The organism is Lysinibacillus sp. NPDC059133 (genome assembly GCF_042755925.1).
In the GTDB taxonomy this organism is placed as follows: Bacteria; Bacillota; Bacilli; order Bacillales_A; family Planococcaceae; genus Lysinibacillus.
In genome coordinates this window covers 19919-44763 of sequence record NZ_JBHZDH010000036.1, presented here as the reverse complement: position 1 = coordinate 44763, position 24845 = coordinate 19919, and the positions used below count along the sequence as shown (strand labels likewise).

The window sequence follows — 24845 nt, the reverse complement described above, 5'->3', positions numbered from 1 at the left end:
CCGCCCTTTTCATCATAGATGTCTTTTCTCATGTGCTTTTTCTATTAAAGTATAGAATTCGACTCTAATTATAGATTAATAGATTGTGCCAGGAAATAGTAGGAATCAACTAGTTTTTCAGCCTCCACTACAATCAACTTATTACCATGGTATACGTTTTAACCATTTCGGTAATCAATAGCATTTATGGTAATTTAAAAAATTTCCTGTCTATCTCAAAACCGTATCTCTTGGCAATTGGAACTAAAATTCCGCCCATCTTTGCATTATAAACAAGTGCTTTATTCCTCGAAGTAGATGATGAATACCATTTTAATGCTTCATTGTCATTTTTATAAACGACACGTAACACCTCCCCTCTTTAATGACAATGATCGATCGTATCCCCAAGTATGAATACCGCGTTAGCTATTTTGCCAACTTTCATTAGTCAAAGGCTCCCAAGACGCCTTCTTTTCAGGTACTTGTTCAGTGCACCCTATAAATATGACGGTTGAAACGATTAAAAAGTTGTTATTTTTTCATATTTTTCCCTACAGCGAATCGTACGCTGTCAGAGCGTCTTCAATATGGAGTGGTGGTGTCCAGGCCTGCCCAGCCGCATTAGTCGTCACAAAGATATATTGTTTACCATCTTTTTCGATTATAGAGGCTAAGCAAAGACCCGCTTCAGGTGTATAGCCGGTTTTCCCTCCCAATATTGCACCTTCTCCATCTGGTATTTTCGTTAAAAGTGAGCTTGTTATCGTTAATTCATTAGGTACATGAGTACTATAGCTTTTTGAAGTCAAAATTTGATAAAAGGTAGGATTTTCAATAGCATAACGAAACAGCTTACTAATATCACGTACACTGGAGACATGAGCAGGATCATGTAATCCGCTGGCATTCACAAAATGAGTATCATTCAACCCTAATTCATGCGCTTTATTATTCATTAATGTCACAAATGATTCTTCACTACCTGCAATCGCATTTGCAAGTGTTCCTGTAGCATCCGCCCCAGAGGCAAGCAATGTACCATATAATAAATCCTCTATCGTTACAAAATCTCCTGCCTTAAAGCCAGCCATAGAAGCATTTTGAGCAGTAAATTTAGAAATCGTTTGTGGTTCAACGATTGTTTGCTTCTGCAGATCAGTAGTCGTTTCAATGGCAACAATCGCTGTCATAATTTTCGTTAATGATGCAGGATAGATAATGTCATCTGCATTTTTTTCGAATAATACATCTCCTTTTTCATTCAGCAACAATGCATTTTTACTATGCAACGAAGGTAGCTCTAATTCCGTTTGCTCCGTTCTGTTATTTGTATAATAAAAATAGAATGCTGCCGCACATATAATACAAAATACGACAAATTTCTTCATAAAAAAACGCCTCCCACACATTATAATAGGAGGCATTTATGAATATTCCTGTAGGAAATTTATGAAGAAATTCTTAAGGTTTGTTTGTCACTAATAAAAATCATCAAAATCTGAACATATTCTTGTGATGGTGTTATCCGCTAATTTAAAAAATACATCCTGAGATACTTCTAGCTTCAGTGCATCTTCCTTTTTTAAATCCGAATAAATTCCTCGTAAAATACGACCTGTTAAACCATGTGAAATAGCAATCACTTTCGGTATATGTTGAATGTCTTCTAGCCAAGCACTCAGTCTGTTCACTACCGAGTCATACGCTTCTCCATTCGGCGCATTAAAATACCAGTTATACACGTCTGTATTATGAAAAAGATTGGGCCAATAACTTTCAATTTCTTTCGTTGTTAACCCAGCCCACTGTCCCACTGCAACCTCGGTTAAACGATTATCTTTTTCAACATTCTTCAAATCATATCTAATTGTTTCACAAATTATTTCCGTGCTTTGCATGGCTCTTCCTAATGGACTCGACACAATTTTCCATTCATTAGGATTTCCAATTAAACTTTTTAGCATTTGAGCGTTTTGTTGTACTTGATGTACACCCAATTCTGTTAATGGAGAATCGAGCTCTCCTTGGTACCGTCCTTGTGTATTAAATTCAGTTTCCCCATGACGGAGTAAGTAAATCGTTTGGTTCAATATTGTTTCCCCCTATAATTTCCCCCTTGCTATAATTAATATTATAAGATACATAGAAAAAATCAAAGAATAAGTGTTTTATCAAGACTTTTTAGCTTCCTCTACTTAATTAAACATGATTCAGGCTGGATAGGGCAAAAATTCCAGATAACGATGTTCTTTAGATGAAGAAATTATTGTTGATATTTATTGTAAGTAAACTTATAATAAGTTTACTTACAAAAGAAAGCAGGGATTAGTTTATGAAATTTAGTTTTGAACTAGGAGTTAATACTACACCAGACAAAATTTGGCCATTATACGCAAATGTAAATGAATGGTTTAAGTGGGAAGCAGACTTGAAAGATATTTCACTAAATGGTGAATTCGTAAAGGGAAGCACTGGAACAATGGAGCTTGAAGGCCAACCACCAATTGTATTTGAATTGGTAAGTGTTGAAGAAAATAAATGTTTTTGTGATAAAACTTCAATCCCAGGATTAGGAGACCTCTATTTTGATCATAAAATTATCGAAGGTGTTGATCAAAGTATTATTAAACATACAGTTGAATTGAAAAATGCTAAAACTACAGAAGAAAATATTAACTTCTTAAACCAGGTGTTTAGAGACGTACCTATGAGTATAATTTCAATAAAGAAATTGGTTGAAAAATGACCAAATTTCCTTCAAAATTCAAAGACGATTCTTCAGCATCTATTGGTTTTCTATTCATTAGATCGTACAATATTTGGCATAGGGAAATAAAAAAACAATTGAAAGAGGTTGCTCTTACTCATCCTCAATTCGTTGTATTAACAACTTTAGCATATCTAGCACAGAGGAATGAAGATATTAACCAGGCTTTAATTGCCAAAGCTGCTGATATGGATGTAATGACTGTTTCAAGTATTATAAAAAAACTGGAAAACAGTGAATTGGTAGTAAGAAATATCTCTAAAAAAGATCCTAGAGCAAATACAATTTCCCTTACTGAAAAAGGGCAAAATAAATTAGAAATTGCTATTCCATTAGTTGAAAGAATCGACAATATCTTTTTTTCTTCTCTAAATGGTGAGGAAGCTTTCTTTAAGGAAAAATTACTTACATTATCAAACTTTGATTTTAGTTCAGCTGGAGAAAAAAATTATGATTAAATATTGGATTGGTATAGCATCAGAAAATCATGTGAAATATGGGGTTAAAGAAGGCTTTTGTCAATTATGTCATGGTAAAAATGCTCCTTTAAATAGAATGAAAGAAGGAGATTGGATTATTTACTATAGTCCTAAAGAAACCCTAGAAACAAAAGTCCCTTGTCAAAAATTTACGGCAATTGGGAAAGTATTAAGTGGAGTTGCTTATCAAGTAGAATTATATCCTGGATTCATGCCCTACAGGAAAAATGTGAGCTACCTCGAACATATAGTACCCGTTCCGTTATCATTGATTTCAAAAGAACCCTTATGGCAGGAATATCGCTCAAGACTACGATTCGGACACTTTGAAATATCAAAAGAATTATTTGATATTTTAGCTGGTATGATGAAATCATAAAATTCAGAGAGGTCTATCAGTAATTTGCTGATATGCCTCTTTTTAACTTTTTTACTTCTTTTTGTTTCAAGTTTTAGATATTTCATGGCTGGTATAACTGGTCCTCCCTCTCGATTTAGTAGTATATATCTTTTGCCCCCGGCTGATCCAATCTCTATTACCTTCATTTTTCTCTCCGATTCATTAAAAACTATAAGAACTATAAAAATCACACCCTATATAGTATTTAACAAAAAAAGAACAGTAAGCTAACGTAGAAAACGTTAACTACTGCTGTCATTATAGTCTATATAAAACATAATGTACTAAAGAATCGAGCTCGACTTGGTATCGTCCTTGTGTATTGTATTCCGTATCACCATGATGAAGTAAGGAAATCGTTTGATCCATTATTGTTTCCTCCTATAAATTCTCCCTAGTTGTCACTCATTTTAAAACAATAGTATGGTATAGACAAATCCAACGAACAAACATAATGGACTGTAGATCCAAGTATCGTATTTAGCAAACTGTGAATGTTTTATTTTTTTAAAAAATCCAACATAATTAAAATCACCAATCGCCCGAATAATAAAAACGATAGCACAGACAATACTTCCGATTTTAGATAGGCTATTTGCTTGGAAGCTCTGCAAATAATCACCTTGAACAACGATTATGATACTAGCAACCAGAATAAGAATGGCTACGCATAATGTGCCCCATTTCTTCGGAGTAAACGCAGGTTTATGCTCTCCCTCTCTTACTGGGATTACAGCAGCAGAACCCCATCGACCTCCAAAAGCCCAATACATATGCAAAAAACTGATAAAACACAAAAACCCCACAGCTACTAATGGTAAAATTAATTTCATATAGTTTCCTCCAATGTCGTTTCCCCATAACATACGATATCGTATGTTATGGGATTAAATTTGTCCCTTCAGGTTCTATAACCATATTAGGGACATTTATAATCGTTTAATCAATTATGTTTCGGCAGCATGATTGCGTCCGTATTTGGCTTAGCGCTTGCACATCAAACGTTTTCACGAAATGTGAAGTTCCTAGCATGAATTCCTCTATTTCAGCGGATGTTTTTGGTGCGAAAGCGTAGCGTCAGCAACAACTGATGTTTGGTCAACCGCTGAAAGAAGTTAAAAGCTCAACCATTTTATCAAGATCAAAATTAGGATTTTCTTCAAACCTTGTCATCCATCCTACATACGTTAAATAGGCAAGTCTCGCTCTATCAATCGATTCAGCATTGTTTATGCCTTTTTTTTGATACAATTTCGCAGCACAAGAAATTCTTTGTTCTTCAATATCCACTAAGCGTGCTGCAACAACAGGATCATATTTTGCCCAAGTATGAATACCAATTTCCATTTTTTTATCTCGATTAAAACTAATTTGTAATAGCTGTTCTAATGAGGCATCAGGTTGCTCCATACTTTGAACAATGAGCTTTGTTGCATGTACTTCCCAATAGTCGAGCATAGAATCTAACAGCTCTTGATGGTCACAAAAATAGTGATAAAAGCTCCCTTTACTTATTTTTAGTAATCGAGCAAGTGCTTCGATGCGAACTTTATGTATTCCTTCATTAGCTAATTGTTGTAAGCCTGCTTTTATCCAATCTTCCCTCGTTAATTGCATGTCATCTCTCCAGTAAAATACGGTAGCGTATGTTTTGAGTTAGATTACTACTACTTTCATTTTTTGTCAATTATTCAATCTGTTTTTTAGGTACTTTAATATTATTGTTGATCGTAATATTTACAGTCATTACCCTTGGTATAATACACGCGCATACTAATATAATAGCTAAAAGCTTTTTCATCTTTACCTCCATTTTTCATTTTATTGATCATATTTATTCTTTTGTACACAGCTGAGGCCAAATTTTATTAATCCTTGGCCTCAATGACAACTTTTCAATTATGCCTCGGCAAAATTGTGTCCGGAATCGGCTGAAAGAAGTTAAAATGTATTATCAAATAGACTTTCTGCTATGCCTAGTAAAATATCTTTCTCTGTAAACTCCATTAATTCTTCTCTCGTAATGTCTTTCTGTTGAATTAGACGGTTTGATTGAATGGTTACGAGCTTTTCAAATAAATTTCGGATATAACGACCGTTCGAAAAGTTTGGAATTGATTCAACTGGAATTTGATGCAATTGCTCCTTCATATGGTATGCAAATACGTCACCATACTGGTAATCATTATTTTTACAAAGCATGGCAAAAATATCATAAAGCTCATCTGTGCTAAAATTATCAAACCGCACAAAATGGTTGAATCGGGATTTAAATCCTGGATTGGCAAGCAAAAATTCCTCCATGAGCTCTGTATATCCAGCAACGATAACAACTAAATCATCGCGTAAATCCTCCATCGCCTTTAATAAACTATCAATCGCTTCTTTACCAAATGCGTCCTGTTTATCATTGATTAGTGAATAGGCTTCATCTATAAAAAGCACGCCACCTTTTGCTTTATTCACAACTTCCTGGACCTTCAAAGCAGTCTGGCCAACATATCCTGCTACTAAGCCTGCACGATCTGTTTCCACAAAATGCCCGCTTGAAAGTACACCAAGATGCTTATATATTTGGCCTATGATACGCGCTACTGTTGTTTTTCCTGTACCTGGATTTCCAGAGAATACTAGATGATATGTTATTGGGAAGCTTGTTAAACCATGATCGACACGCAAACTTTGAATTTTTATGAAGTTAATTAGATTATGTAATTCCTTTTTGGCATTTGGAAGTCCTACAAGTCCATCCAGTTGCTTCTGTAATTTGCCAATCTCTCGCTCTATTTCTGGTGTTATTCGTAATCGTTCACCGTTAATAAATTCACCGCTATAAATAATTTTTCCTTCTTCATTAAAATAATCTCCTCGACCGTGCTTTTCTCCATTTACAAGTTCCCCAATATAAGAAGCCTGTCCATTAGCATAATAAAGAGTACCCTGTCCTGTCATCGCATCCTCTTTAAATTGCCCCTCCGATTCAAGTACACCTTGTCTGGAATAGTTCTTACCTTTTCCATGCTCCATGTCCTCAAAGAAATAGCCATCGTACTGAAGGGATGTTACACCATTTGCAAGCTCCCCAGCACTTGGCGATTCTGGTGCGAAGTAAAGCTTTCCAGCACCTTGCATATGATTCCAGATAAAATCACCTTCATATTGTAAAAAACCACTTGGATAGTATTGTTTTCCTTTGCCTTTCTTCATGCCATGGACAAAATCACCCTCATATTGTGGCTGATTTAAATGCGGATACTGTGTACGAAGCTCTTTAAATGGAGCCATAACATCTTCCTCATAATACAAAATCCCGTAACCTTCCATTAAATCGTTACGAAAATGTCCCTCGTAATATACCTGACCATCCTTATATAAAATACCATTACCTTGTTTTTTATTTTGAATAAATTCGCCCTGATAAATCATTTGTCCTTTTAAATACATGATGCCGTTACCTTGCTTCATATGATTGACGAATTCACCCTCGAATAACAGCTCCCCTTCTTGGTCAAATAGCGTACCCTTTCCATCATAAATGTCATGACCAAAGTCATTTTTCTTCACACCGCCACGATACATTAATGTACCATCTGGATACAATATCTCTTTTTCTTCATAATTATGTGTCATTTGATTGCCATCCTTTATCCATTCAGTATATGCTCAATTATAGCGTGGAAAAGAATACATATGTGCGAATTTTTAGAATTCAAGGAGTTTAACATGAAAAAACGATATAAAATATTAATTGGCATCCTATTACCTCTTCTCATTTTATTTGCTTCAACCCTATTTTTAACGCGCGATTCAACTTTTAATAAGGAGGTAATTGAACAATTTGATCTTGAACAAATTAATGAAATTGAAGTAATCCGTTCCTCTGATAACAAAACAATCACTATTACAGATGTAGCGACAATTAATCAAATAATGCAGCAATTTGAAGATCAGCCGCTTCGAAAAGTCTTTTTTTCCAATTCAAATTACGACGAGGCTTATTGGTTAACATTACGTAATAATGATAACCAAGAAATAGGCATACGATTAGATGGCTCAAAGCATTTATTCGTTTATTTGTATGAGGAAAACTATATGAAAGATTACAAGCTTTTTGATAATTTTAATATAGTGTTTTTTGAGGAACTTTTTTAGAAAATATTCATTCTTAAACAGTAAAAATCCGCTTCGATTAGATTCTACGCGGATTTTTTACCTTTTATTTGTGGATAGCTTTGGTCTTTTATATATAGCGATAGTTTTGCTGCATCAATTGAATCGTTTCAATGATTTCTTCTCTAAGCTCAATTGGCTCTAGCACTTCTATGTTTGCCCCTTGGCTCAGCAGCCACATTTTAATACCATGTCCAAAAACTTCTGCTTCAAATAAATATTGCTCATCTTTTTTGGATATTATGTTTGCTGTTGGTAAGCGATCTAATACCGCTTGCGGGGATGTTCCTTTAAAGATAAATTTCATACGCATTAGCTCGCCAGCATGCATAAACTGAATGCGTTTCCGAAACTCTCCTTCTTGAAAACGTTCGGTATAGGGTATTTGAAATTTTTGTTCGAGCTCTTGAAAATGTTGTATACGGTCGACTCTATAGACAATGGGCAAATCCTTCTCGACCTTTTTATCATAGGCAATTAAATAAAAGTAGTATTCTGAGAAAATAACAGCGAGTGGTTTTAAAATCTTTTCTGTCGGAATTGTTTCACCTTCACGTAAATAATCAATTTTAATGATTTTCTTTTTTTGAATCGCCTCTGACAGTGCCCAAATTAAATGCAATAGTGACTTTTTATGATTTAAATCTACATACAAATGCTTTTCATTTAAAATAATATTGCGAATAAACTCCTGCTTATCGGCTGCAACAATCGAAATAAGCTTATCTATTATATCGCTCATCTCTGATTTTAGCAGCGCTCTTGATTCAATTAAAATTTTAACAATCGCTAAAACTTGCTCCTTCGATAAAATACTTTCCTCTGTATTTGTAAGCTTGTACACATTTTCTGTCCGAACATATTCTAAATGGCAATCCAATTTAGCTTTTTCCAGATACGCTCGAATTTCATTCAAATCCCGTTGTACGGTTTTTTCACCAACATTATGTGTAAATGCTTCTTGTTTTTTGTTAATTCCCTGACCATCTATCAGTCTGTCAAACATCGAAATGACACGATAGCCTTTGTTTTGTTGTGAATCCACCATATATCCCACTTTCTCTTCATAGTTACTTCTCTATTATACAAATCAAGGTGGACACTATTAGTCCTTTTAACTACAAAATTTCAACATCATTAGTATAATTGGTATATATTCATTTAACAACAAAAACCATTAAACAGACTAAACATACTACACTTTTGTTATAATTAACTTTATTTTTACCAATGAATTCCGACTTAGCAGATTAAAAAAGAGCTTCAATCTTGTTGATTGAAGCCCTTCACTATTATGTCTATGTAATTAATGGATGGCTCTTCGGCAAAGTGAGAGGTTGACTTCCGTTCCGGCTGGGCGCTTTCCTGGGGGCGCCCGATGAGCCGCTTCGCTTCGCTCCAGGGTCTCGGGCCAACACGATGTTGGTCACGAAGGCGTTATCACAGGACGTGATGTTCTTAGCCTTCGTTCCTCTATTCCTGATCCCCAAGGAGTCACCCAGCCTCCACTCCAATCAACCACTTCTTTTAGCATGCATCTTCTGGCGTGTCATTCATTCTAATTTATTATTATAAAACGAAACTAAATTTCAGCAATGTTTTTTGTGGAAAGCGAAGCGGCAGCAACAAATTTTTTCTGTGCGAAAGCGCAGTGCAACGTAGCGGCAGCAACAATATATCTTTGCGAAAAGTGAGTAGCCTAGAACGAAAATCCCCTCATAAAGCGCAATATTCACAAAGAGTACCTTGACCATTTCTGTTTCTCAACATTAGTAAGGACTCCAATTTTATTGAAGCCCTTACCCGTTATTCCATTACTTTTACTGCCGTTCCGTATGCTAATACCTCTGATGTGCCATCCATAACAGATGATGTGGAAAATCTTACCCCAACAATGGCATTTGCCCCTAGTCGTCTTGCCTCTTCCTCCATATCTTGCGTAGCAACTTCTCGGGAGCGAACGAGCATTTCTGCGTACTCCTTCATCTCTCCTCCCACAATATTACGTAGTCCCGCCATCATATCGCGTCCAATATTTCTTGATTGTACAGAGTTACCTTTTACTAAACCAAGTGTTTCTACAATTTCTTTTCCAGCCACAATATCTGTTGTTGATAATAACATACAAAAACTCCTCCTATTTTTTATATTTTTGAACGGCTTGGACAGCTTCAGCGATGGAAGTCGTAATCACTCCCGTACGCTTAATCAAGCCAATAACAAATAAATTACGATAAACAAACTGATTTTCAATTCCGTCCCGCACAAGTGCTTCTATTTTCATCATATTGTCTCGACCTTGTTGACGAACATCTGTAAAGACGCCTACGATTGGTCGATTCAGCATCGCAAATGCACCAATCTCTGCTGCTACACCCGAATCAATCTCAACACCATCTAAAACAGCTACTAATACATCACTATTTTGCAACATTTCTAAATCTGCTTGTGCGATCGCCAAACTATCTGCATAGGCCGTTTTATCATTGATCGCATCATTTTCCTGAGGGACATATAATTCGATACCGGGTACTGCCTCTCTAATTGCCGCAGCGAGCTGTTCGTTGACTAAACGATCTCCTAAAGAAAATAATCCATTTGCTAAGTATGCCTTCATGTTAAAACTCCTATTCCAATATTTTTCTTTAATTATAGCAGAAAAGGTTTAACGATAAGATTGGACATTGCAGTATAGTTAGTTTTCTAGAAAAGTTTCAAAGTTGAAGAAAACTCATGCCGACCTTCATGTAAGTCTAAGAGTTTATACTTACCATCTTCCCAAGTGCAATTAATTTAATTAATCAATATTAACTATTTCATAGATATTTTTATATAAAATATTTTCGTAGCTAGAAGCATTCAGTATACTTGACATAATCCATTGATCAATTTTATCACATGAATAGGAGGTAATCTCATGGCACATATCAACAGTTGGCTAACAAATACGCTCCGTCCTTATTTTGGACTACACCTGATAGAAGAGCATTGGGATACGATTGAAATACGAAGTGGTTATTTCATCTGCATGGATGGTGATATCATTCGAAAACGTATCTCAGTTAGTGAGCAGGCTTATCAAGAATCGGATGTAGAGATCTCGACACGAAATCGTGAAATCATTCTCCCTAAAACTGCACGCGGTAAAGAGAAGAAAATGAATTACACCCATATTTCCAGCGTTAAAGCGAATGGGGTTGTTTTTTCTGCTGGCATAGGGACAGAGGATCAGCCATCTAGTTACATCGTCGCTCGCAATACGAAAACCCTTTTCGAATTGCCACTGACAAACATGAAAAACTTAACAACTAAAGAGGAAATGATCGCGTGGCTACATCAGTATCCATCCTATTTACCTCCAGATTATAATGAGAAACTGGAAAAACTCTTAAGAAAAAAAAGCTTGCGCTATAAAGCTGTTCCAGGAGATATTTTCCGAGTTGAAATTGATTTGTTCACAGATGGCTATGTGCTTGTCGTCGGGGATTTACGCCAAATGCAAAAAGATGGTTTGTTTTCGGAAGATAGCCTATGGAATGATGTAATGACGATGCCGCTTTTTATTCGACCTTATCTATTCAAAACAATAAATCGCTTACCAAGTATAGAGCATATTACATCCGCTCCATTAGCTGAACAAACCTTGATTGTCATGGACGATCATTTTATGCGAGGTGGCTACGAAAAAGTTGGACACAAAACGCTAACCGAAACAGATATTCTATTGCCACTTGGTTACGGTATAAGCATCGATTATGAAAAAGAAAAATGTTACCGCCTTTCCTGGGGAACAGGAACAATTAGTAAGTCCGAAAAAGAAACTTCTTTTAAGACAGCAAGTCGTTTTTCTAATTATGGCGTACGTGCAGGCATCAACGTTGAATGGTTTGATACTACCAGAGAACAAGCAATGTTACATTCACTGGAGCATCCGTTATATGCTAAGGAACGCAAGCAGGCACTTGCGGAATTTGGCTTACCAGAGGATATTACATATGATGAATTCAACCGTCAAACAGGTGGGCTCACTAGGTTAGAGTATTTGGATTACTTATCTTCCCGTAAATAAAGAAATGGGTATACACATTATTGCTCAGTTCTGTTCCCATTTCCTAAAAGTAAAGAGCTCTCCCCCTTGATAACTACAAGATTTCAAGGGAGGAAATTAGCTCTAAACGCCAGGTACCCTATAGCAATGTCATTTTAGAGAATGGATAATTTCCTTCTCAACTCTATTGAATAATAATTCTAAGTTAGATTTCCATTCAATCCAGCATTCTGATTCACGCCATAATTCAACGATTTCCCTAATACCATCAGCATCTGGAACTTCAGCTCTAATATCAGTTAAATATCTTAATATAAACTTCAATGATTCCTCATCCGCATTTATTGAGTGTACTTTTTCAAATTCGTCTTCTGCATCATTTAATTTCCCTGTATCAAGATACATTACATAAAGCTCTGCAAGCGCCATTGCACTTATATCGAAAAGGAAATCAATTTCATCGAAGCTCTCTCCAAAAAAACCTTCTCGTTTCATCGCATTGATAACCTCAGACAGCTCTAAATAATTTGATTCTAAATTACTATGGATATAGTCCTCTAAAAAATCTACTACATCCAAGCCTTCATCACTTTCTAATGGCTTATATCCCCATGCTCCCATATTAAGACTCCTTTCATATTTAAAATATAACAGTTCTTACAAATGTCTTACCCTTTGCTTCCCTAATAACTATGAGAGAAGCTAGTATTATAGAATTGCTTATCCCATTTAGTAAATCATTTCTAGAGTCGCAGCAGTGAAAATAAAAGCACGCCCATCTGCATTTAAAATCTGTAGCCCATCATTCGTTTCAACTAGTGGTGTATCCCAATGAACATGACCGCAGCAGACCAAAAGCTCAGCAGCATTCTGTAGTTCATTCCAAATATGTGGATTACCAGGTAGACCTTGTGCGCTAATCTTCGGACTTTCATGAAGTAGCAGGATGTCGGGAACATGTCTTATAATGTCTCTGAGTTTTGCCAAATAATCGGCTTCTCCCAACCGATTCGGTTTATCTGCCCTACCGATGATTCCTCCGAGTCCTGCAACTGCAAGATTTGCATACATGATCGTACCCCCATCCGAGAAGAAATGTATACCTGAGGTAGAATCCAATTCAACTTGTGCCTTATTCGTCAATAGGTCGTGATTTCCAGCGATTCCTGTGACAAATCCAAAATGACTCTGAAAAGCTCTCCATACAGGCAAAGGATTACCACTAGCACCTCTTTTGATTAGATCAGTGTATAAATCTCCACATAAGCAAACCATCACCTTGGCTGGGTCCAAATCTGGTAAATGAATTTGAAACAAAAGGGAAAGCACTTCCGCAAGTTCCTCACCAAGTAACTTTTGGGCTTCTTCTACCTGCTCTTGCTTATGACCTACAATTCCTTGTAAATCAGAAGCAATAATTAGTGCATCCAACTCCTCCGGCATTCCAAGTATCTCTCCCCAATAAATAGGAAGATATTCATAAGAAATACCCGCTCCCTTTGATGCAGCGGTAATGTATGGTAATTTCTCTAAAGGCTCTTTGGCAATATCAACGATTTTCAATGCTCTTTTTGTCTGTTTCTTCATTTAAGACATTCCCCTTACAGATAGGAGTCAAAGTAGTACTTCATCTTTTTATGCGGATAACCATCTATACCTCTCCAGGTTGTCATTGACATAAAATTTGTACTCCGTTCACGCTCTTTTTTACAACTTTAATTTTGAAGCTCTTTCGCCTTTTTCAAATAATCATACGCTTCTTTCAATGGTAGCTTTAAATTGCCAGCAATTTCTTTAATAGACATTCCACACTTGTTCATCATCGACACTTGTTTGATAAAATCAGCCTCCATGCCTTGAGCCGCTTGAAAAGCAGGGTCCAATAGAGACTCCCATAAATCTTTATCTGCGTATTCATCTGCTGACACAATCCTTGTCATTACTTGTTCAAGCTCCATACAAGTTATTTTCCAAGTCGATTGATTATCATTTTTCTGAGCAATAAGCTCTATAATTTGCTGTATAGCTTCTTGAAAATTTAAAACTGAACCAGCTAGATAACGACCTGCATTCCAGTCCCCCATGCCATGCATGAGAACAGCTACTGGTTGCCCAGGCTCAGCTGTCTCTATAATAATCGGATCGCCTGTCAGTTTTATATGCCCAATAACAAGCCAATCAGCTTGCCATGAACCTTCATCATCGTTAATAAGAGAGTTACCCTCAAGATCCATGCTATATCCTAACTGCTCACGCTCCAAAAGTTCTGGATTAAATATTTCAACATTTATCCATTCTTCAGCCATCTCACATACAATCTTCAATTGTTTTAACTGCACGCGAAGTTCAGCATCTACTCTCATACGCACAAATCTCCTACATTCAATAATTTCTTTTTCTAATTTCCAATCTCTTCTCTTGCTTCCTATAGTACTAGATTCGACTATTTAATAGATTGATTTTCTTCGTTAGCTTCTCCGCTAAACTTCTCCAACATACTTTCCATGAGGAGTTCGACAATTCTTCCTCATCCTGCTCCAGCCAATAATCGCCTTCCATTAGCTCATACATGTCAAGTAGGGTAATCTCTTCGCAAGCCGAATTTTCAAGAGCTGCAATCATCGGCACCGGACCGTCATCCCAGTTATAGCCATTAACAATTGCGTGCAAAAGCACCGGAGACGAAAGGTCGGTAATCATATTACACATGTTCTCTAGAGATTCTTCATATAAAATATAGTCTACTTCACATTGTTCTTCTGAAGCTAAAGTTAATCGGATTGCCCCTTTTGTATTCAGTAGCAAATCAGCGATGGCATTGTTCATTCTTGCTGTATTCCAAGCGGTCGCTAAAATACCTTTAGGGGAATTCAACTCCACTTCATACTCAAGTAGTAGCTTAATCACTTCCACTTGCTTGAACTTGACCGCTTTTTTTAGGACCGTATCTCCTAACTTATCCTCAGCCTCTAAATCTACGTTTCTCTCAAGGAGAAGTTTAATACCTTCAAGCGGCATTCGATTCGTTACAAAAAGCATGATCGGCGTTCTTCCTCTTGAATCCCGTTCGTTCGGGTCAAGCTGATGCACAGCCGTACGCACTATCTCCATATCTTTGGATTTACTAACCTCTGCCCAATTCATTTATATCCCCCTATAATTACTCCTATCTTATTTCATTCGTCGCTTCCACGTTACGTGTCAAACCAGCACCATTTAAAAAAATCTCCCACTACGAACCTAAAGCACATCATTTGGATATACTGTTCGTTTTAGCGGGAGACTATATTTTATCATCCGATTGTTTCCACAACGTTTCCTTGCTGATCTTTAATATACGTTTTTGCAATTTGAATGGAAAGCCCCAGTATAGAGGATACTTCAAACTCTTGTTCTTGCGGTATCAAGTTTTGATTAAGTTCCATAACTGCCTTGTCATTTAATGTGATGGTAATATCCGCTTCTTCCACGCTATACCCACATTTTTCACCTGGCTCAAATACAACTCGGATTTCTTGACTAACTAAGGTAAGGCTTTTCCCTTTTAAAATCCGTCCCCGTAATAGCTTGCCGATTATTCCTGCTTGCTTTGCCCCCAGCGTAAACTTATTAGGTTGTTTGCTGAACAATCCCTTTTTGCCCCGCTCCCAAGCCAGTTGGTCTACGAATAAAAAGCCGGTACTAGAGCCCTCTTCATCCATTCCTTTTTCTACCGCTCCTGCAATGGATGGAATCTGTAAAATTGATGCCCTAGATAAGTCAGTAACATAGCTCGGGATATACTCAAGACCAGCATTTAGCACACCCATTGTATTCCACGTTTGCATCGCCTCAAGCTCATCTCCTGTAATACCTACCATTTGAATAAACTCCACCTGTCCATTTGGTGTATCAATTGCAGGCAACTCGAGATCTAACGTAAAGGCAAGCGCCGTTAAAAGCGTACCCGTGCCTTGACAAATTGGACCATTAGCATCCAAGTAATCACCTGATTTGAAAACATTGCCACTGTCAAACACATATCTCCCCATGTTTTGTAGCAAATTTAACGCCCATGCTGGTGGCTCCTCCTCATCTTCATTTCGGGCAAGACGAAATGTTAACTCAAACCCATATCCGCTGTATTCAGCATTTTCTGATTCTTTTTCATATAACTCGGAAAATCCATAAGTGACAAAATGCCAGTGTGGAACTGGTGTCTCACTCTTATACGCACTAATTCCTTCAAGCGGATCTTCGCCCCCTAATAAATAGGGAATAACGGTTCCATAATGCTTCGGCTCTTGCTCTCCATAAATTTTTAATAATTCCTGATCAATCGCATCCCAGCCAGTTGTATTTAATTCCTCACTCATCCATAACGCCCCCTATGTATTTTTTCAACTTCTTTTTTAGCAGATGTTTGGCCACCCGCTGAAAAGTAACTTAAACCTGCATTCATCTCACCTCACCAACTATAGAGGAGGAAGACATCTGTATCTGCCGTTTCACTTTCGTTACAAAATATTCGCTGAAGGAAGTTAAATTATATTCACTTCAGATTCTACTTTAAAGTATATAATATACTCCAAAGAGAATAATACCCAACTTGACTACCTTTAATTTTATAACAGAATAGTTTTATATTCATTAATCGGTGATATACATCGAGTAAATTATCATGACTTAAGCACCATATTCAATGTTAATCTGTATGGACATCAGCCTAGAACGGCCGTAAAGTATGAAGCCTCGGAGGATATCTAGATACGCCGAGGCTTCATGATAGTGAGGGATCAATTATGCCTCGGCATAATTGCGTCCGGAATCGGCTTTGTGCTTAGGCCTGCAGATGTTTTTTTGTGCGAAAGCGTAGTGCTAACGCAGCGACAGCAACAGATGTTTTTTGCGCGAAAGCGAAGCGTCAGCAAAAGGTTTTCATCTGTGCGAAAGCAAAGCGACAGCACCGATGCAGGTCAGTTAGCCGTTATCGCATGGATGCGATGATTTTAGGCTAACATCCCCTTTGCTACTCCTTTCCGATTCCGTGACATCCGCCGGAGGCTTTAACTTCTTTCAGTGGGTGTTTGAGCACCCGCTGAAAGAAGTTAAAAATAATTAGAACGATTCGAGGTTTCTCCTTAACCGTATAACATTGCTGGTGAACGTACACTTTGTAAATAGTCTGCAAGCTTCCCTGCATATACTTTTTCTAAATAAGGTAATTGGGCGATACAATGAGGTGTCATTAATGCTGGGTTCTGATAAACTTTCAGCCCTCCAACCTTTAAAAGCATCGCCACAAATTGCGAGCAAAAATAGGCACGCTCTCTTCGTACCTCCTTTTGCATCATCACGCCAAAGAGCCCAATAAAATTATATTTATAGCGATCACGATTCCAATGCATATATTCTACGATTTTCATCATTTCTAAGTATTGATAATGAGATATTTTGCAACGATAAATGACACAATCGGCTGTTTCAAATAGCCCTCTTTCTGCGTCTTCTTGCAAAAAACCCCCACTTAAAGGATTGTTTAGTTGTCTACGTCCAAAGCTATACATTTCAAAGAGCTCCTCATCAAAAGCAATGGACGCATGATTCATCTCTTTTCCAGTATACATGCCTATAGCTTTTGATAATAATGTACCTGTTTTTGTTAATACTATGTAAATGGTGTATGCCATTTCCTCACCTACTTCAATATTCTTCCCTACTACCAATACGTTTTAAATATTCAACGGTTTCATTTATTTCCTTTATTTATAAGTATATATAACGAAGTTCATTTTTTTCTTAGTAAAAAGTGAAGATTTTCTTAATTTTTAAATCAATTGACTGAGTAAATCTATTTTTCTGCTACCTTTATCTATATGTTCCTATGTGTATTCATATGTAGAGAAAATTGCAGTGTCGAACAAAATAATGAACAGGTGGATGCTCCATCAGATAACTAGAGTTTGTTAAAAAAATGAAAAATCACTCATCTTTATTTTTTAAAAATGAGTGACTTTTTCATAGTAGAAATTCTTCAACTTATGTTTTCAATACTTAATTTGTATATCTTATTTCTTCAATCTTTTAAAAACATTCGCTCCTTCTCTGTTTTCGAAGATTGGAATGGATGGTAGCTTTTCTTCAACCAAATCTAAATTACTTTAGAAGAATTAAGGTCGACAGATTTGATGCCCTTACAGCTACAATGAAGAACATTGAAGTACAAGTACGACTCTCTAATTCCAAAAGTGGAAGCTAGGACCAAGAGTTTTATCAAATAATCTTAGCAGCTGTAAATAGTTTATCCGATTAACAGCATCACGTAATAAACCTCTAACTATCTATAAGCGCGGTTTAATCCCGATACCACTTCACTTATTCTTCAAATGATCCCTCAATCTATTTTCATCTTAATTGTCCGCGCGATTAAACTTATTCGGCTTTTTTATTTTTCAATCTTTTTTCTCAGACAATTCACTATACAAAATAGTTATCAAATCATAATAATAGTAGTGTAAAGCTACTTTAGCTTTGCTCTCCAGATTTGTTGGCTTGGGTCACTCTGGTCCAGTGACCCTTTTATATTTCTCTATCAAAAAAAAAAATTGGAAAAACCTTTTTTATTTGTTTCTTTACTTCTTGGGCCAATTTGCGGATACTACGCTACATTTAATATCCTATTCATTTATATACACTTTAAAATAATGGTTTTTGAAATCCATTAAGATGAGCTATAATTCCAATTTGTCCGATATGATAAGTTTCATGCATATATACATGATTAAATACCCAGTTCAGCGTTGGATCTGAAGGAGGTTTCCATCCATCATTAAAGTTTGGTACCTCAATTAACGTATTTAGCTCGGATAAGTTTACCGAGTGTAAAATTTCATCAGTATAATGCCTTATCTGAATATAACCATCCAATATTTCCTTCGCTGAACTTTTTTCGTTTAGGTTTAAAATACATGTATTTTTCATTGCAATTTCATTAATCCAGTAATCCTCACTACTTGCAATATGAGCAATAATCCAAGCAAGTGTGTTTGGATAAGTATCGGATTGTATAAACCAAAAATTTTCATCTAGCGAATTTAAATAAGGAATTAGCGTTTTTCTAGCGTCATTTCTATATGGATAAAGCATTTAAACTCCCCTTCTTCCATCCTGGACCAAACATCCCCAAAAGTCATTTTTTGAATATCTTTAAGCTCTTTTGGTTCTATTGCGGCCAATATAGCTGCTGTTATTTTTAGTTTTCACAATAATATGATATAATCTTGTTACTGACTAACCTAAGCAAGTCAATAATCAACATTGAGCTGTAGCGATACCGTACGCTACAGCTTTTTTTAATGGACTTAGCTATTTTTTAATAATTCTTTAATGATGAGTGTTTCTTCCCTGCTTTTAGCTATATCTAAAGCAATTTTTCCAAATGCATTCTTGATTTCCAGATTTGCTCCTCTTTTTAGAAGTAGTTGAATAATATCGATACTTTCCTCATCATTTCTCGAATTTACATTGACACCTAGGTCAATTAAATATTTAACAAGTTCTGGATTTTCAGCACTTGCAGCAGCATGCAATAAAGTAAAACCATATTCATCATTACCTAAAACTAAGCTTGGATTCTCGTTTAAAATATCTTTTACTTCTTCAAACTCGTCTATTTCAACTAAATCATATAAATCAAGAAAATCACCCATACATTCTTCTCCTCCATGTCAATTTTCCCCCTATCATTATCATGTTTTAATTATTATTTTCCTAATCGACAAAATGGCAGCTTCCTCCCCCTCCGCCGTTCTAATGATTATTACTTTCCAAGTACTCCTCGGCTAGTTGAGGATTTTTGTATAGAGCCATACCAGTTTTCAACTTTTTAAAGCCAACCTTTTCATAAAAAGGTTCATTTCCTGTTGTTGCAATTAACTGAATACAAGAAACATCCCCTAATTGCTGAATGATGTCCTCTAAAAGAGTTCTGGCAATTCCTCTTCCTTGATAATCTTTATGGACTACAACATCATAAATAGCAGCATTGAATACACCATCTGAAAGAGCTCTCGCAAACCCTATAATTTGATGATCTTTTACTGCGAAAACTTGGTGTGTACTTGCATTGAAAACTTTTTTTATGATGCGTTCGTCATGTTTCATCCATCCTACCGATTGATAAACTTCTTTTAACATTGTTAGCTCGTTTTCCTCTACTTTATATGTAAGTAAAATCATTTTTCATTCCCCCAAATTTTGCACTTCTTTAAATCTATATTAATATCCCTTTTCTCATTACACAATATCTCTCAAATCTGTATAAAGGTATTTAATGGTGATCTGAATAGGCTACAATGGGTGCAATTATAGGTACACCAACATCTCTTGTAGAGTTTTGCAACAGTGATATATGGAAAGCATATAGGGTTGGGGAGTACCACTTTGGACAGGAGCAGTAAATAATTATATTTCTGGACTGATTCATCTATCGATTATGAGCAACATCCTATTTTTTATCACTCAAATTGGATTTAATGCGAGAGTCCCTGCTAATCTATTCCGCTATTTTGTGACGCTTGAGCTTTTTATTATTACCTCCCTTTCAGTAGGTGCAATACTTTGGTTGTTTGTGAAAAGCACTTCAAAGTTAACAATGGTTTCACAGCTAGTATTTCTCCGTTCGTTATGCTTTCAATTATGTTTCCCGTTGATATGCTGCCCAATCTCTTACAAATGATTGGTAAAGTTTTTCCTGCAACTTGGGGCTATTTGAATTCATCTGATGATAAATGGGGAATGATGTCTATTTTATCGTTAATATTAACGATTATAGTTACTTTATTGTTATGTACATGGAGACTTGGACGATTACATACAATTGAATAATCCTCTTCCCGATTGGAATTAGATAGGGTGAGGGGAAAGCATAGAATCAAGTATAATGAAAAAATTAAAATACTTTAAGTGAAAAAGAGAATCCCGCAGTAAAAAGCTTTTCTGCGGGATTTTATATTGGTCGGTGAATAATCTAGGATGAATGTAGCAACTATTCTTTTCTTATTCATGTTCATATCATTTTCTTTTATTTTCTGGATCGTATAAATCCTTTAATAGTATCTCTTCCGTACTATTTTTATATTGAATGAGTATTTTGTCTTCGTCTGTCAGTTTCTTTTCTTCACCATTGTCCAGTAATAATGTATTTTCATCTAAAAATGTAAACGTGACATTACTTCCATCTTTTAAAATCCTGGCTGGTTCTGAAAAATCATTCCACTTTTCATAAATAATGATCTCATAGATATACTTCTGTCCCCTATGTCTCATCGATAAAGGATAACGATTGTCATTTTTCGTTTGAAAGGACAATGTAACCGTTGTACCTTGTTGTTGGACGGTTGTTTGTATGCCCTTTTCATCTGCTATCCACATGTGGGCAAAGAGGAAGAAACAACCAATGGATATAATAAGAAAAATGGATAGTAGTGATCCTACAATAATGAAAATCTTTTTCCTATTTTTTGATCGCACCTTTTTAAAATAATCGATATTTTTATCCTCCTTTTTTTGCTCATGGGTACGTTCTACCAACAGGTTTTCCTGCATTTCCTTTACATACTGTTGGCAATCCTCACATTGTTCCATATGTTTTTCTATTTGTTTATTTGTCTCTTCGCTTGTTAAATTTTCTATGTAGCTCGGGATTAAATCTCTAAAAACACTATGATTCATTATTTTCCCCACCTTTTCTGATTTGTTGTTTTGCACGATAAAATGTTACTCTTGCCCAGTTTTCTGTTCCTCCCAAAATGGAGCCAATCTCTTTAAAAGATAAATCACCTAATAGTCTGAGATAAAGTATTTCACGGTTTATCTCACTCAGTTGTTGAGCTTTTTTATAAAAATTAATTTTGTCTTCATTTCTAAAATATTCATCTTCTAAATTATAAAATATAGGAGTTTCATCACTTAGTGAGTTCACTAACTGGTGCTTGTTTTTTTCGCGATTCATTTCTTGTAACCACACGTTTTTCGCGATTGAACATAACCACGTTGAAAATTTTGCTTTTCCGTTATTATGAAAGTTTTCAATGGACTTTATGGCTTGATAGAACGTCTCTTGCGTTAATTCTTCAGCAGATTGACCATCATTTGTAAGGGTTAATAAATACCTAAAAATAAAGTCCCCATATTCTTGATATATATTTTCTTTATCCACGATTTACCTCCTTTCTAATGAGAATTTTGCTATTCTGAATCAAGTCTTTTGAAAGCCAACCATCTATATATCCAGAAATTTGTTGATTCGTTACAACAATTTTTTTATTTCTTCATTTTTTGTGCCCTAATCATTTTTATTGTGGGGTTTGAAATATCCTTCATTTCTTCTAAAGATTATCACGCCTGTTGATTAACAATTGCGATCTCCTATATTGACACCGAGGATTACTGTCGTCTAGTGACCCCTTTCGTCCTCATTGTTCTATCACATCCTCTCATTTATTGTTTCTAGCCGGCATCATTTTTATCATTATTCACCATTTATAAATCAAGCCTCTTTACGAACGTTTGTTCCGGTATTAGAATAATGAAAAAAGGAGGGAATTCTATGCAAAAAATGAACACCATTGAATTAGTACATTTCTCAGAAGAGTACGTGGATAGTTTGAATGACTTTGACCTTCCGGAAGAACAAAGTCAATTTACTGCCCTTCCAAAAGAGATTTCTATAGAAACGGTTGGACAATATCCGATTGTTATTTTGAGTGATCATGTACCTGTAGGATTTTTTGTCCTGCACGCAACAGAAAGAGTAAAAGAGTACTCTAATAATCCAAAAGCTATGCTGCTTACTGCATTATCTATTGACCATAAACAACAAGGAAATGGGTATGCCAAAAAAGGGATGCTGGCACTGCCTGAATTTATTAAAAGAAAATTTAAAGATTGTAATGAAGTCGTTTTAGTCGTTAATCATAAAAATATTCCGGCTCAAAATTTGTATTTAAAAGTTGGCTTTGTCGATAACGGGGAAAGAAGAATGGGACGTATTGGCGAGCAAATTGTTATGAACCTAAACATCTAATAGATTTTCAAAAATCACTCGTCATGTCATGAGTGATTTTTTTGTTCTCCCCTTTTCTAAAGTCTAATGACAACTTGTAATCCCTTTTTTGGTGTCCTGATTAATAGATTGAATTATTCCGTTCTATTGCCAATAGTTGAGTCTTTTTATTTAGTAAACATAATATTTTTATCAATACTAAAGATTGTTCCTCTAGCTCTTATTTTGCAAGACACATATGGTAACTCTCATCAAGTGAAAACATAAAAACAGGAAAAGAAAACGATTTGTCTTTCTTTTCCTGTTTCATTTTAAGTTTTATGGTCTACCTCGATGCAGGTAATATTGTGTGACATTCCCTGCATTAAATTGCTCAGTAATATATTGAACAGCGTCTTGTAGAGCTAATTTACTGTTACACGTGAAAACATCTATTGCCGCATAACCGTACTCCGGCCACGTATGAATCGTTAAATGTGATTCTTGAATAATGACTACACCGCTAACCCCATACGGTGAAAAATGATGGAAATGTTCGATTACAATCGTTGCCTTTGCTTTATGAGCGGCTTGACACATAATCTTTTTAATTTGTTGCACGTCATTGAGTAATGCGTCATTGCAATCGTGCAACTCTAATAAAATATGATGCCCTAATGCATGCTTGGATTGTGATTTTTGTACTGTTCTCTTCATTTGTGAAAACTTGTTATTTTTGCAATCTGGGCAACCACTGGCTTGAAGTTGAGCAATCGTGCTGTATTGATAGCCAGCTCCGACTGTAAGGGCGTGCTGACAATGGCTACACTGATAAACGACGGATTTTCTCTCTATTTCTTCTGTGTAAATGGGTCGCGTAAATTTACGCTGATTAGGAATATAAGGAGTCATTTGCTCTGTTGTTTGTAATACGAATAATTGGCTTGTAGCACCTAAAATCTGCGCACCTTCATAGGTGTTTAAGTCGTATTGGATACTGCCAATCACGAAGCCCATAGCATATAAGCTTTGCTGTAGTTGCCACTGCTTTTGGTAGCTACGTTTAGCATAGGAAAAAAACACATGTCGCATTGCTTCAGGCTTTAATGCGTTAATCGCACGTGATAAAAAAAGCTGTGCGCCAGTCAAGGTATACGGTGTGTCTGTGTATACGCAATCAAACTGGTGGGCGTATGTTTTAGGCAAAGGCTCCTGAACGTTATAATAATCTGTTTTAATCGGAAGCTCATAGTCCTTAGCTATTTTGCTAATCGTACATAAAATTCGTCTATCAATATCTAACACAACAATTTTAGTGGTAGAGTTTGGAGCAATTTTCTTTAGTAAAAACGCTAATGCAACACTGATGAAATCATCATCACCTAAACACAAAATACGCTTATTGAGTAGCATCGTATAGTCAAGTGCGAGCAATGCACGTTTTAAGGCTGTCTCAACTGTACATTTTGCTTGATCGATTGCCACGTCAGCAGAAGGTCTAGCTTCATAAATAGTGCTTAATTCGCTAATATTTTGTGTGATCCATTCTGTACGAAATGCATCATCTGTCGTTAACTGAAGATACAGTTTAGCATCCGCACCTGAGAGTTGAAAATATTGTGAGATAGCGAGCTGGCCCTTTTTTGTTAAGCTATGTTTACCCCAACCTTGCTTGGCAAATTCTTTCTTCATTGCTGAAACGATAGGTATTGGTAAGTCTGTCGTATGAGCTAAAGATTTAGTTGTACAATTTTCGTGGAAATATAAAGCAAGTAGAGCTTTTTCTAATGTATGATAGTGTTCTTCAAGCTGCATATCAGCTGTAATTTGTTGTAATTGTTTTTGCATTGTAGATTCGTCCTCTCAATTTTAATAAGAAAAAAATTAAAATTGTCTAAATCAACGAATAGAAAAAGCGCGACTAAAACTAGTCGCGCTAAACGTTTATACGAAGCCAACTAATTCTAATCTTGCTT

At 36.0% G+C, this 24845-nt stretch carries 28 protein-coding genes; 7 read left to right on the top strand and 21 right to left on the bottom strand.

The features are described 5' to 3' along the window. Positions 1-184 precede the first annotated feature (184 nt). The 3 genes from ACFXN8_RS17620 to ACFXN8_RS17610 form a co-directional block, all read right to left on the bottom strand. Positions 185-352 (bottom strand): hypothetical protein, encoded by a 168-nt coding sequence (locus ACFXN8_RS17620; protein ID WP_386846894.1) that lies wholly within the window; start codon positions 350-352, stop codon positions 185-187. A 181-nt stretch (positions 353-533) separates the two neighbouring features. After that, positions 534-1370, bottom strand: a complete 837-nt coding sequence (locus tag ACFXN8_RS17615; protein ID WP_386846892.1) for a D-alanyl-D-alanine carboxypeptidase family protein — start codon at positions 1368-1370, stop codon at positions 534-536. Between the two features lie 90 nt (positions 1371-1460). After that, positions 1461-2072 carry a histidine phosphatase family protein gene (locus ACFXN8_RS17610; protein ID WP_386846890.1) on the bottom strand — a complete coding sequence of 204 codons (612 nt, stop codon included), beginning with the start codon at positions 2070-2072 and terminating at the stop codon, positions 1461-1463. Positions 2073-2314: 242 nt separating this feature from the next. Here ACFXN8_RS17610 and ACFXN8_RS17605 point away from each other — a divergent pair, with 242 nt between their 5' ends. From ACFXN8_RS17605 to ACFXN8_RS17595, 3 genes are read left to right on the top strand one after another with little or no spacing between them, the layout of a single operon-like run. Continuing rightward, on the top strand, positions 2315-2728 hold the full coding sequence (locus tag ACFXN8_RS17605) for an SRPBCC family protein (RefSeq protein WP_376074812.1): 414 nt from the start codon (positions 2315-2317) through the stop codon (positions 2726-2728). Next, positions 2725-3207 (top strand): MarR family winged helix-turn-helix transcriptional regulator, encoded by a 483-nt coding sequence (locus tag ACFXN8_RS17600; RefSeq protein WP_376074813.1) that lies wholly within the window; start codon positions 2725-2727, stop codon positions 3205-3207. The genes ACFXN8_RS17605 and ACFXN8_RS17600 overlap by 4 nt, the downstream gene beginning before the upstream one ends. Then, entirely contained in the window at positions 3200-3607 is a 408-nt protein-coding gene (locus ACFXN8_RS17595) for an EVE domain-containing protein (protein WP_376074814.1), read from the top strand. Before ACFXN8_RS17600 ends, ACFXN8_RS17595 begins: the two co-directional genes overlap by 8 nt. 431 nt (positions 3608-4038) lie before the next feature. On the opposite strand, the gene ACFXN8_RS17590 is transcribed toward ACFXN8_RS17595, so the two are convergent. The 3 genes from ACFXN8_RS17590 to ACFXN8_RS17580 all read right to left on the bottom strand — a co-directional run bounded on the left by ACFXN8_RS17590 (position 4039) and on the right by ACFXN8_RS17580 (position 7258). Beyond that, positions 4039-4461, bottom strand: a complete 423-nt coding sequence (locus tag ACFXN8_RS17590) for a DUF3995 domain-containing protein (RefSeq protein WP_386846887.1) — start codon at positions 4459-4461, stop codon at positions 4039-4041. A gap of 265 nt (positions 4462-4726) precedes the next feature. Continuing rightward, complete coding sequence (locus ACFXN8_RS17585; protein ID WP_386846885.1) at positions 4727-5245, bottom strand: TetR/AcrR family transcriptional regulator; 519 nt, start codon at positions 5243-5245, stop codon at positions 4727-4729. A gap of 324 nt (positions 5246-5569) precedes the next feature. Beyond that, entirely contained in the window at positions 5570-7258 is a 1689-nt protein-coding gene (locus ACFXN8_RS17580) for an AAA family ATPase (RefSeq protein ID WP_386846883.1), read from the bottom strand. Positions 7259-7351: 93 nt separating this feature from the next. Here ACFXN8_RS17580 and ACFXN8_RS17575 point away from each other — a divergent pair, with 93 nt between their 5' ends. Continuing rightward, entirely contained in the window at positions 7352-7780 is a 429-nt protein-coding gene (locus ACFXN8_RS17575) for a hypothetical protein (protein WP_386846881.1), read from the top strand. An 88-nt stretch (positions 7781-7868) separates the two neighbouring features. On the opposite strand, the gene ACFXN8_RS17570 is transcribed toward ACFXN8_RS17575, so the two are convergent. The 3 genes from ACFXN8_RS17570 to ACFXN8_RS17560 all read right to left on the bottom strand — a co-directional run bounded on the left by ACFXN8_RS17570 (position 7869) and on the right by ACFXN8_RS17560 (position 10415). After that, positions 7869-8846, bottom strand: coding sequence for a helix-turn-helix transcriptional regulator (locus tag ACFXN8_RS17570; RefSeq protein ID WP_386846879.1), 978 nt, complete (start codon positions 8844-8846; stop codon positions 7869-7871). 758 nt (positions 8847-9604) lie between these two features. After that, on the bottom strand, positions 9605-9922 hold the full coding sequence (locus ACFXN8_RS17565; protein WP_376074820.1) for a YbjQ family protein: 318 nt from the start codon (positions 9920-9922) through the stop codon (positions 9605-9607). A 13-nt stretch (positions 9923-9935) separates the two neighbouring features. Further along, a complete protein-coding gene (locus ACFXN8_RS17560; protein ID WP_386846877.1) occupies positions 9936-10415 on the bottom strand; it encodes a nucleoside 2-deoxyribosyltransferase in 480 nt (159 codons plus the stop codon). 300 nt (positions 10416-10715) lie between these two features. Here ACFXN8_RS17560 and ACFXN8_RS17555 point away from each other — a divergent pair, with 300 nt between their 5' ends. Continuing rightward, entirely contained in the window at positions 10716-11867 is a 1152-nt protein-coding gene (locus ACFXN8_RS17555; protein WP_386846875.1) for an immunity 26/phosphotriesterase HocA family protein, read from the top strand. 129 nt (positions 11868-11996) lie between these two features. On the opposite strand, the gene ACFXN8_RS17550 is transcribed toward ACFXN8_RS17555, so the two are convergent. The 9 genes from ACFXN8_RS17550 to ACFXN8_RS17510 form a co-directional block, all read right to left on the bottom strand. Further along, positions 11997-12467 (bottom strand): DUF4259 domain-containing protein, encoded by a 471-nt coding sequence (locus tag ACFXN8_RS17550; RefSeq protein WP_386846873.1) that lies wholly within the window; start codon positions 12465-12467, stop codon positions 11997-11999. Positions 12468-12575: 108 nt separating this feature from the next. Further along, positions 12576-13433 (bottom strand): metallophosphoesterase family protein, encoded by an 858-nt coding sequence (locus ACFXN8_RS17545; protein ID WP_386846871.1) that lies wholly within the window; start codon positions 13431-13433, stop codon positions 12576-12578. A gap of 128 nt (positions 13434-13561) precedes the next feature. Then, positions 13562-14209 (bottom strand): hypothetical protein, encoded by a 648-nt coding sequence (locus tag ACFXN8_RS17540; protein WP_386846869.1) that lies wholly within the window; start codon positions 14207-14209, stop codon positions 13562-13564. 70 nt (positions 14210-14279) lie between these two features. Next, positions 14280-14990, bottom strand: a complete 711-nt coding sequence (locus ACFXN8_RS17535) for a DUF4274 domain-containing protein (protein ID WP_386846867.1) — start codon at positions 14988-14990, stop codon at positions 14280-14282. 149 nt (positions 14991-15139) lie between these two features. After that, positions 15140-16201: a suppressor of fused domain protein gene (locus tag ACFXN8_RS17530; RefSeq protein ID WP_386846865.1), complete on the bottom strand. Its 1062-nt coding sequence runs from the start codon at positions 16199-16201 to the stop codon at positions 15140-15142. A 765-nt stretch (positions 16202-16966) separates the two neighbouring features. Then, complete coding sequence (locus tag ACFXN8_RS17525) at positions 16967-17515, bottom strand: hypothetical protein (RefSeq protein WP_386846863.1); 549 nt, start codon at positions 17513-17515, stop codon at positions 16967-16969. A 1006-nt stretch (positions 17516-18521) separates the two neighbouring features. Then, the gene (locus tag ACFXN8_RS17520; RefSeq protein WP_386846861.1) at positions 18522-18971 is read right to left on the bottom strand and encodes a DinB family protein; all 450 of its coding nucleotides are present in this window, start codon (positions 18969-18971) and stop codon (positions 18522-18524) included. A gap of 215 nt (positions 18972-19186) precedes the next feature. After that, on the bottom strand, positions 19187-19534 hold the full coding sequence (locus ACFXN8_RS17515; protein WP_386846859.1) for an ankyrin repeat domain-containing protein: 348 nt from the start codon (positions 19532-19534) through the stop codon (positions 19187-19189). A 100-nt stretch (positions 19535-19634) separates the two neighbouring features. Then, positions 19635-20063 (bottom strand): GNAT family N-acetyltransferase, encoded by a 429-nt coding sequence (locus ACFXN8_RS17510; RefSeq protein WP_386846857.1) that lies wholly within the window; start codon positions 20061-20063, stop codon positions 19635-19637. 381 nt (positions 20064-20444) lie between these two features. Between ACFXN8_RS17510 and ACFXN8_RS17505 the strand changes: the two genes are divergently transcribed. Then, positions 20445-20711 (top strand): hypothetical protein, encoded by a 267-nt coding sequence (locus ACFXN8_RS17505; protein WP_386846855.1) that lies wholly within the window; start codon positions 20445-20447, stop codon positions 20709-20711. A gap of 186 nt (positions 20712-20897) precedes the next feature. On the opposite strand, the gene ACFXN8_RS17500 is transcribed toward ACFXN8_RS17505, so the two are convergent. Further along, positions 20898-21557: a zf-HC2 domain-containing protein gene (locus ACFXN8_RS17500; protein WP_386846853.1), complete on the bottom strand. Its 660-nt coding sequence runs from the start codon at positions 21555-21557 to the stop codon at positions 20898-20900. After that, positions 21547-22044, bottom strand: coding sequence for an RNA polymerase sigma factor (locus tag ACFXN8_RS17495; protein WP_376074836.1), 498 nt, complete (start codon positions 22042-22044; stop codon positions 21547-21549). The genes ACFXN8_RS17500 and ACFXN8_RS17495 overlap by 11 nt, the downstream gene beginning before the upstream one ends. A gap of 390 nt (positions 22045-22434) precedes the next feature. On the opposite strand from ACFXN8_RS17495, the gene ACFXN8_RS17490 reads away from it, so the two are divergent. Then, entirely contained in the window at positions 22435-22911 is a 477-nt protein-coding gene (locus tag ACFXN8_RS17490) for a GNAT family N-acetyltransferase (RefSeq protein ID WP_386846850.1), read from the top strand. Between the two features lie 297 nt (positions 22912-23208). Here ACFXN8_RS17490 and speD read toward each other — a convergent pair whose 3' ends face one another. Continuing rightward, on the bottom strand, positions 23209-24717 hold the full coding sequence (gene speD / locus ACFXN8_RS17485; RefSeq protein ID WP_386846848.1) for an adenosylmethionine decarboxylase: 1509 nt from the start codon (positions 24715-24717) through the stop codon (positions 23209-23211). Positions 24718-24845 lie beyond the last annotated feature (128 nt).

Bases quoted from the DNA above. Each gene is read 5' to 3' on its own strand.
- ACFXN8_RS17615 (WP_386846892.1), bottom strand. From the start codon at position 1,370: ATGAAGAAATTTGTCGTATTTTGTATTATATGTGCGGCAGCATTCTAT.
- ACFXN8_RS17605 (WP_376074812.1), top strand. From the start codon at position 2,315: ATGAAATTTAGTTTTGAACTAGGAGTTAATACTACACCAGACAAAATT.
- ACFXN8_RS17600 (WP_376074813.1), top strand. From the start codon at position 2,725: ATGACCAAATTTCCTTCAAAATTCAAAGACGATTCTTCAGCATCTATT.
- ACFXN8_RS17595 (WP_376074814.1), top strand. From the start codon at position 3,200: ATGATTAAATATTGGATTGGTATAGCATCAGAAAATCATGTGAAATAT.
- ACFXN8_RS17590 (WP_386846887.1), bottom strand. From the start codon at position 4,461: ATGAAATTAATTTTACCATTAGTAGCTGTGGGGTTTTTGTGTTTTATC.
- ACFXN8_RS17585 (WP_386846885.1), bottom strand. From the start codon at position 5,245: ATGCAATTAACGAGGGAAGATTGGATAAAAGCAGGCTTACAACAATTA.
- ACFXN8_RS17580 (WP_386846883.1), bottom strand. From the start codon at position 7,258: ATGACACATAATTATGAAGAAAAAGAGATATTGTATCCAGATGGTACA.
- ACFXN8_RS17575 (WP_386846881.1), top strand. From the start codon at position 7,352: ATGAAAAAACGATATAAAATATTAATTGGCATCCTATTACCTCTTCTC.
- ACFXN8_RS17570 (WP_386846879.1), bottom strand. From the start codon at position 8,846: ATGGTGGATTCACAACAAAACAAAGGCTATCGTGTCATTTCGATGTTT.
- ACFXN8_RS17565 (WP_376074820.1), bottom strand. From the start codon at position 9,922: ATGTTATTATCAACAACAGATATTGTGGCTGGAAAAGAAATTGTAGAA.
- ACFXN8_RS17560 (WP_386846877.1), bottom strand. From the start codon at position 10,415: ATGAAGGCATACTTAGCAAATGGATTATTTTCTTTAGGAGATCGTTTA.
- ACFXN8_RS17555 (WP_386846875.1), top strand. From the start codon at position 10,716: ATGGCACATATCAACAGTTGGCTAACAAATACGCTCCGTCCTTATTTT.
- ACFXN8_RS17550 (WP_386846873.1), bottom strand. From the start codon at position 12,467: ATGGGAGCATGGGGATATAAGCCATTAGAAAGTGATGAAGGCTTGGAT.
- ACFXN8_RS17545 (WP_386846871.1), bottom strand. From the start codon at position 13,433: ATGAAGAAACAGACAAAAAGAGCATTGAAAATCGTTGATATTGCCAAA.
- ACFXN8_RS17540 (WP_386846869.1), bottom strand. From the start codon at position 14,209: ATGAGAGTAGATGCTGAACTTCGCGTGCAGTTAAAACAATTGAAGATT.
- ACFXN8_RS17535 (WP_386846867.1), bottom strand. From the start codon at position 14,990: ATGAATTGGGCAGAGGTTAGTAAATCCAAAGATATGGAGATAGTGCGT.
- ACFXN8_RS17530 (WP_386846865.1), bottom strand. From the start codon at position 16,201: ATGAGTGAGGAATTAAATACAACTGGCTGGGATGCGATTGATCAGGAA.
- ACFXN8_RS17525 (WP_386846863.1), bottom strand. From the start codon at position 17,515: ATGGCATACACCATTTACATAGTATTAACAAAAACAGGTACATTATTA.
- ACFXN8_RS17520 (WP_386846861.1), bottom strand. From the start codon at position 18,971: ATGCTTTATCCATATAGAAATGACGCTAGAAAAACGCTAATTCCTTAT.
- ACFXN8_RS17515 (WP_386846859.1), bottom strand. From the start codon at position 19,534: ATGGGTGATTTTCTTGATTTATATGATTTAGTTGAAATAGACGAGTTT.
- ACFXN8_RS17510 (WP_386846857.1), bottom strand. From the start codon at position 20,063: ATGATTTTACTTACATATAAAGTAGAGGAAAACGAGCTAACAATGTTA.
- ACFXN8_RS17500 (WP_386846853.1), bottom strand. From the start codon at position 21,557: ATGAATCATAGTGTTTTTAGAGATTTAATCCCGAGCTACATAGAAAAT.
- ACFXN8_RS17490 (WP_386846850.1), top strand. From the start codon at position 22,435: ATGCAAAAAATGAACACCATTGAATTAGTACATTTCTCAGAAGAGTAC.
- speD (WP_386846848.1), bottom strand. From the start codon at position 24,717: ATGCAAAAACAATTACAACAAATTACAGCTGATATGCAGCTTGAAGAA.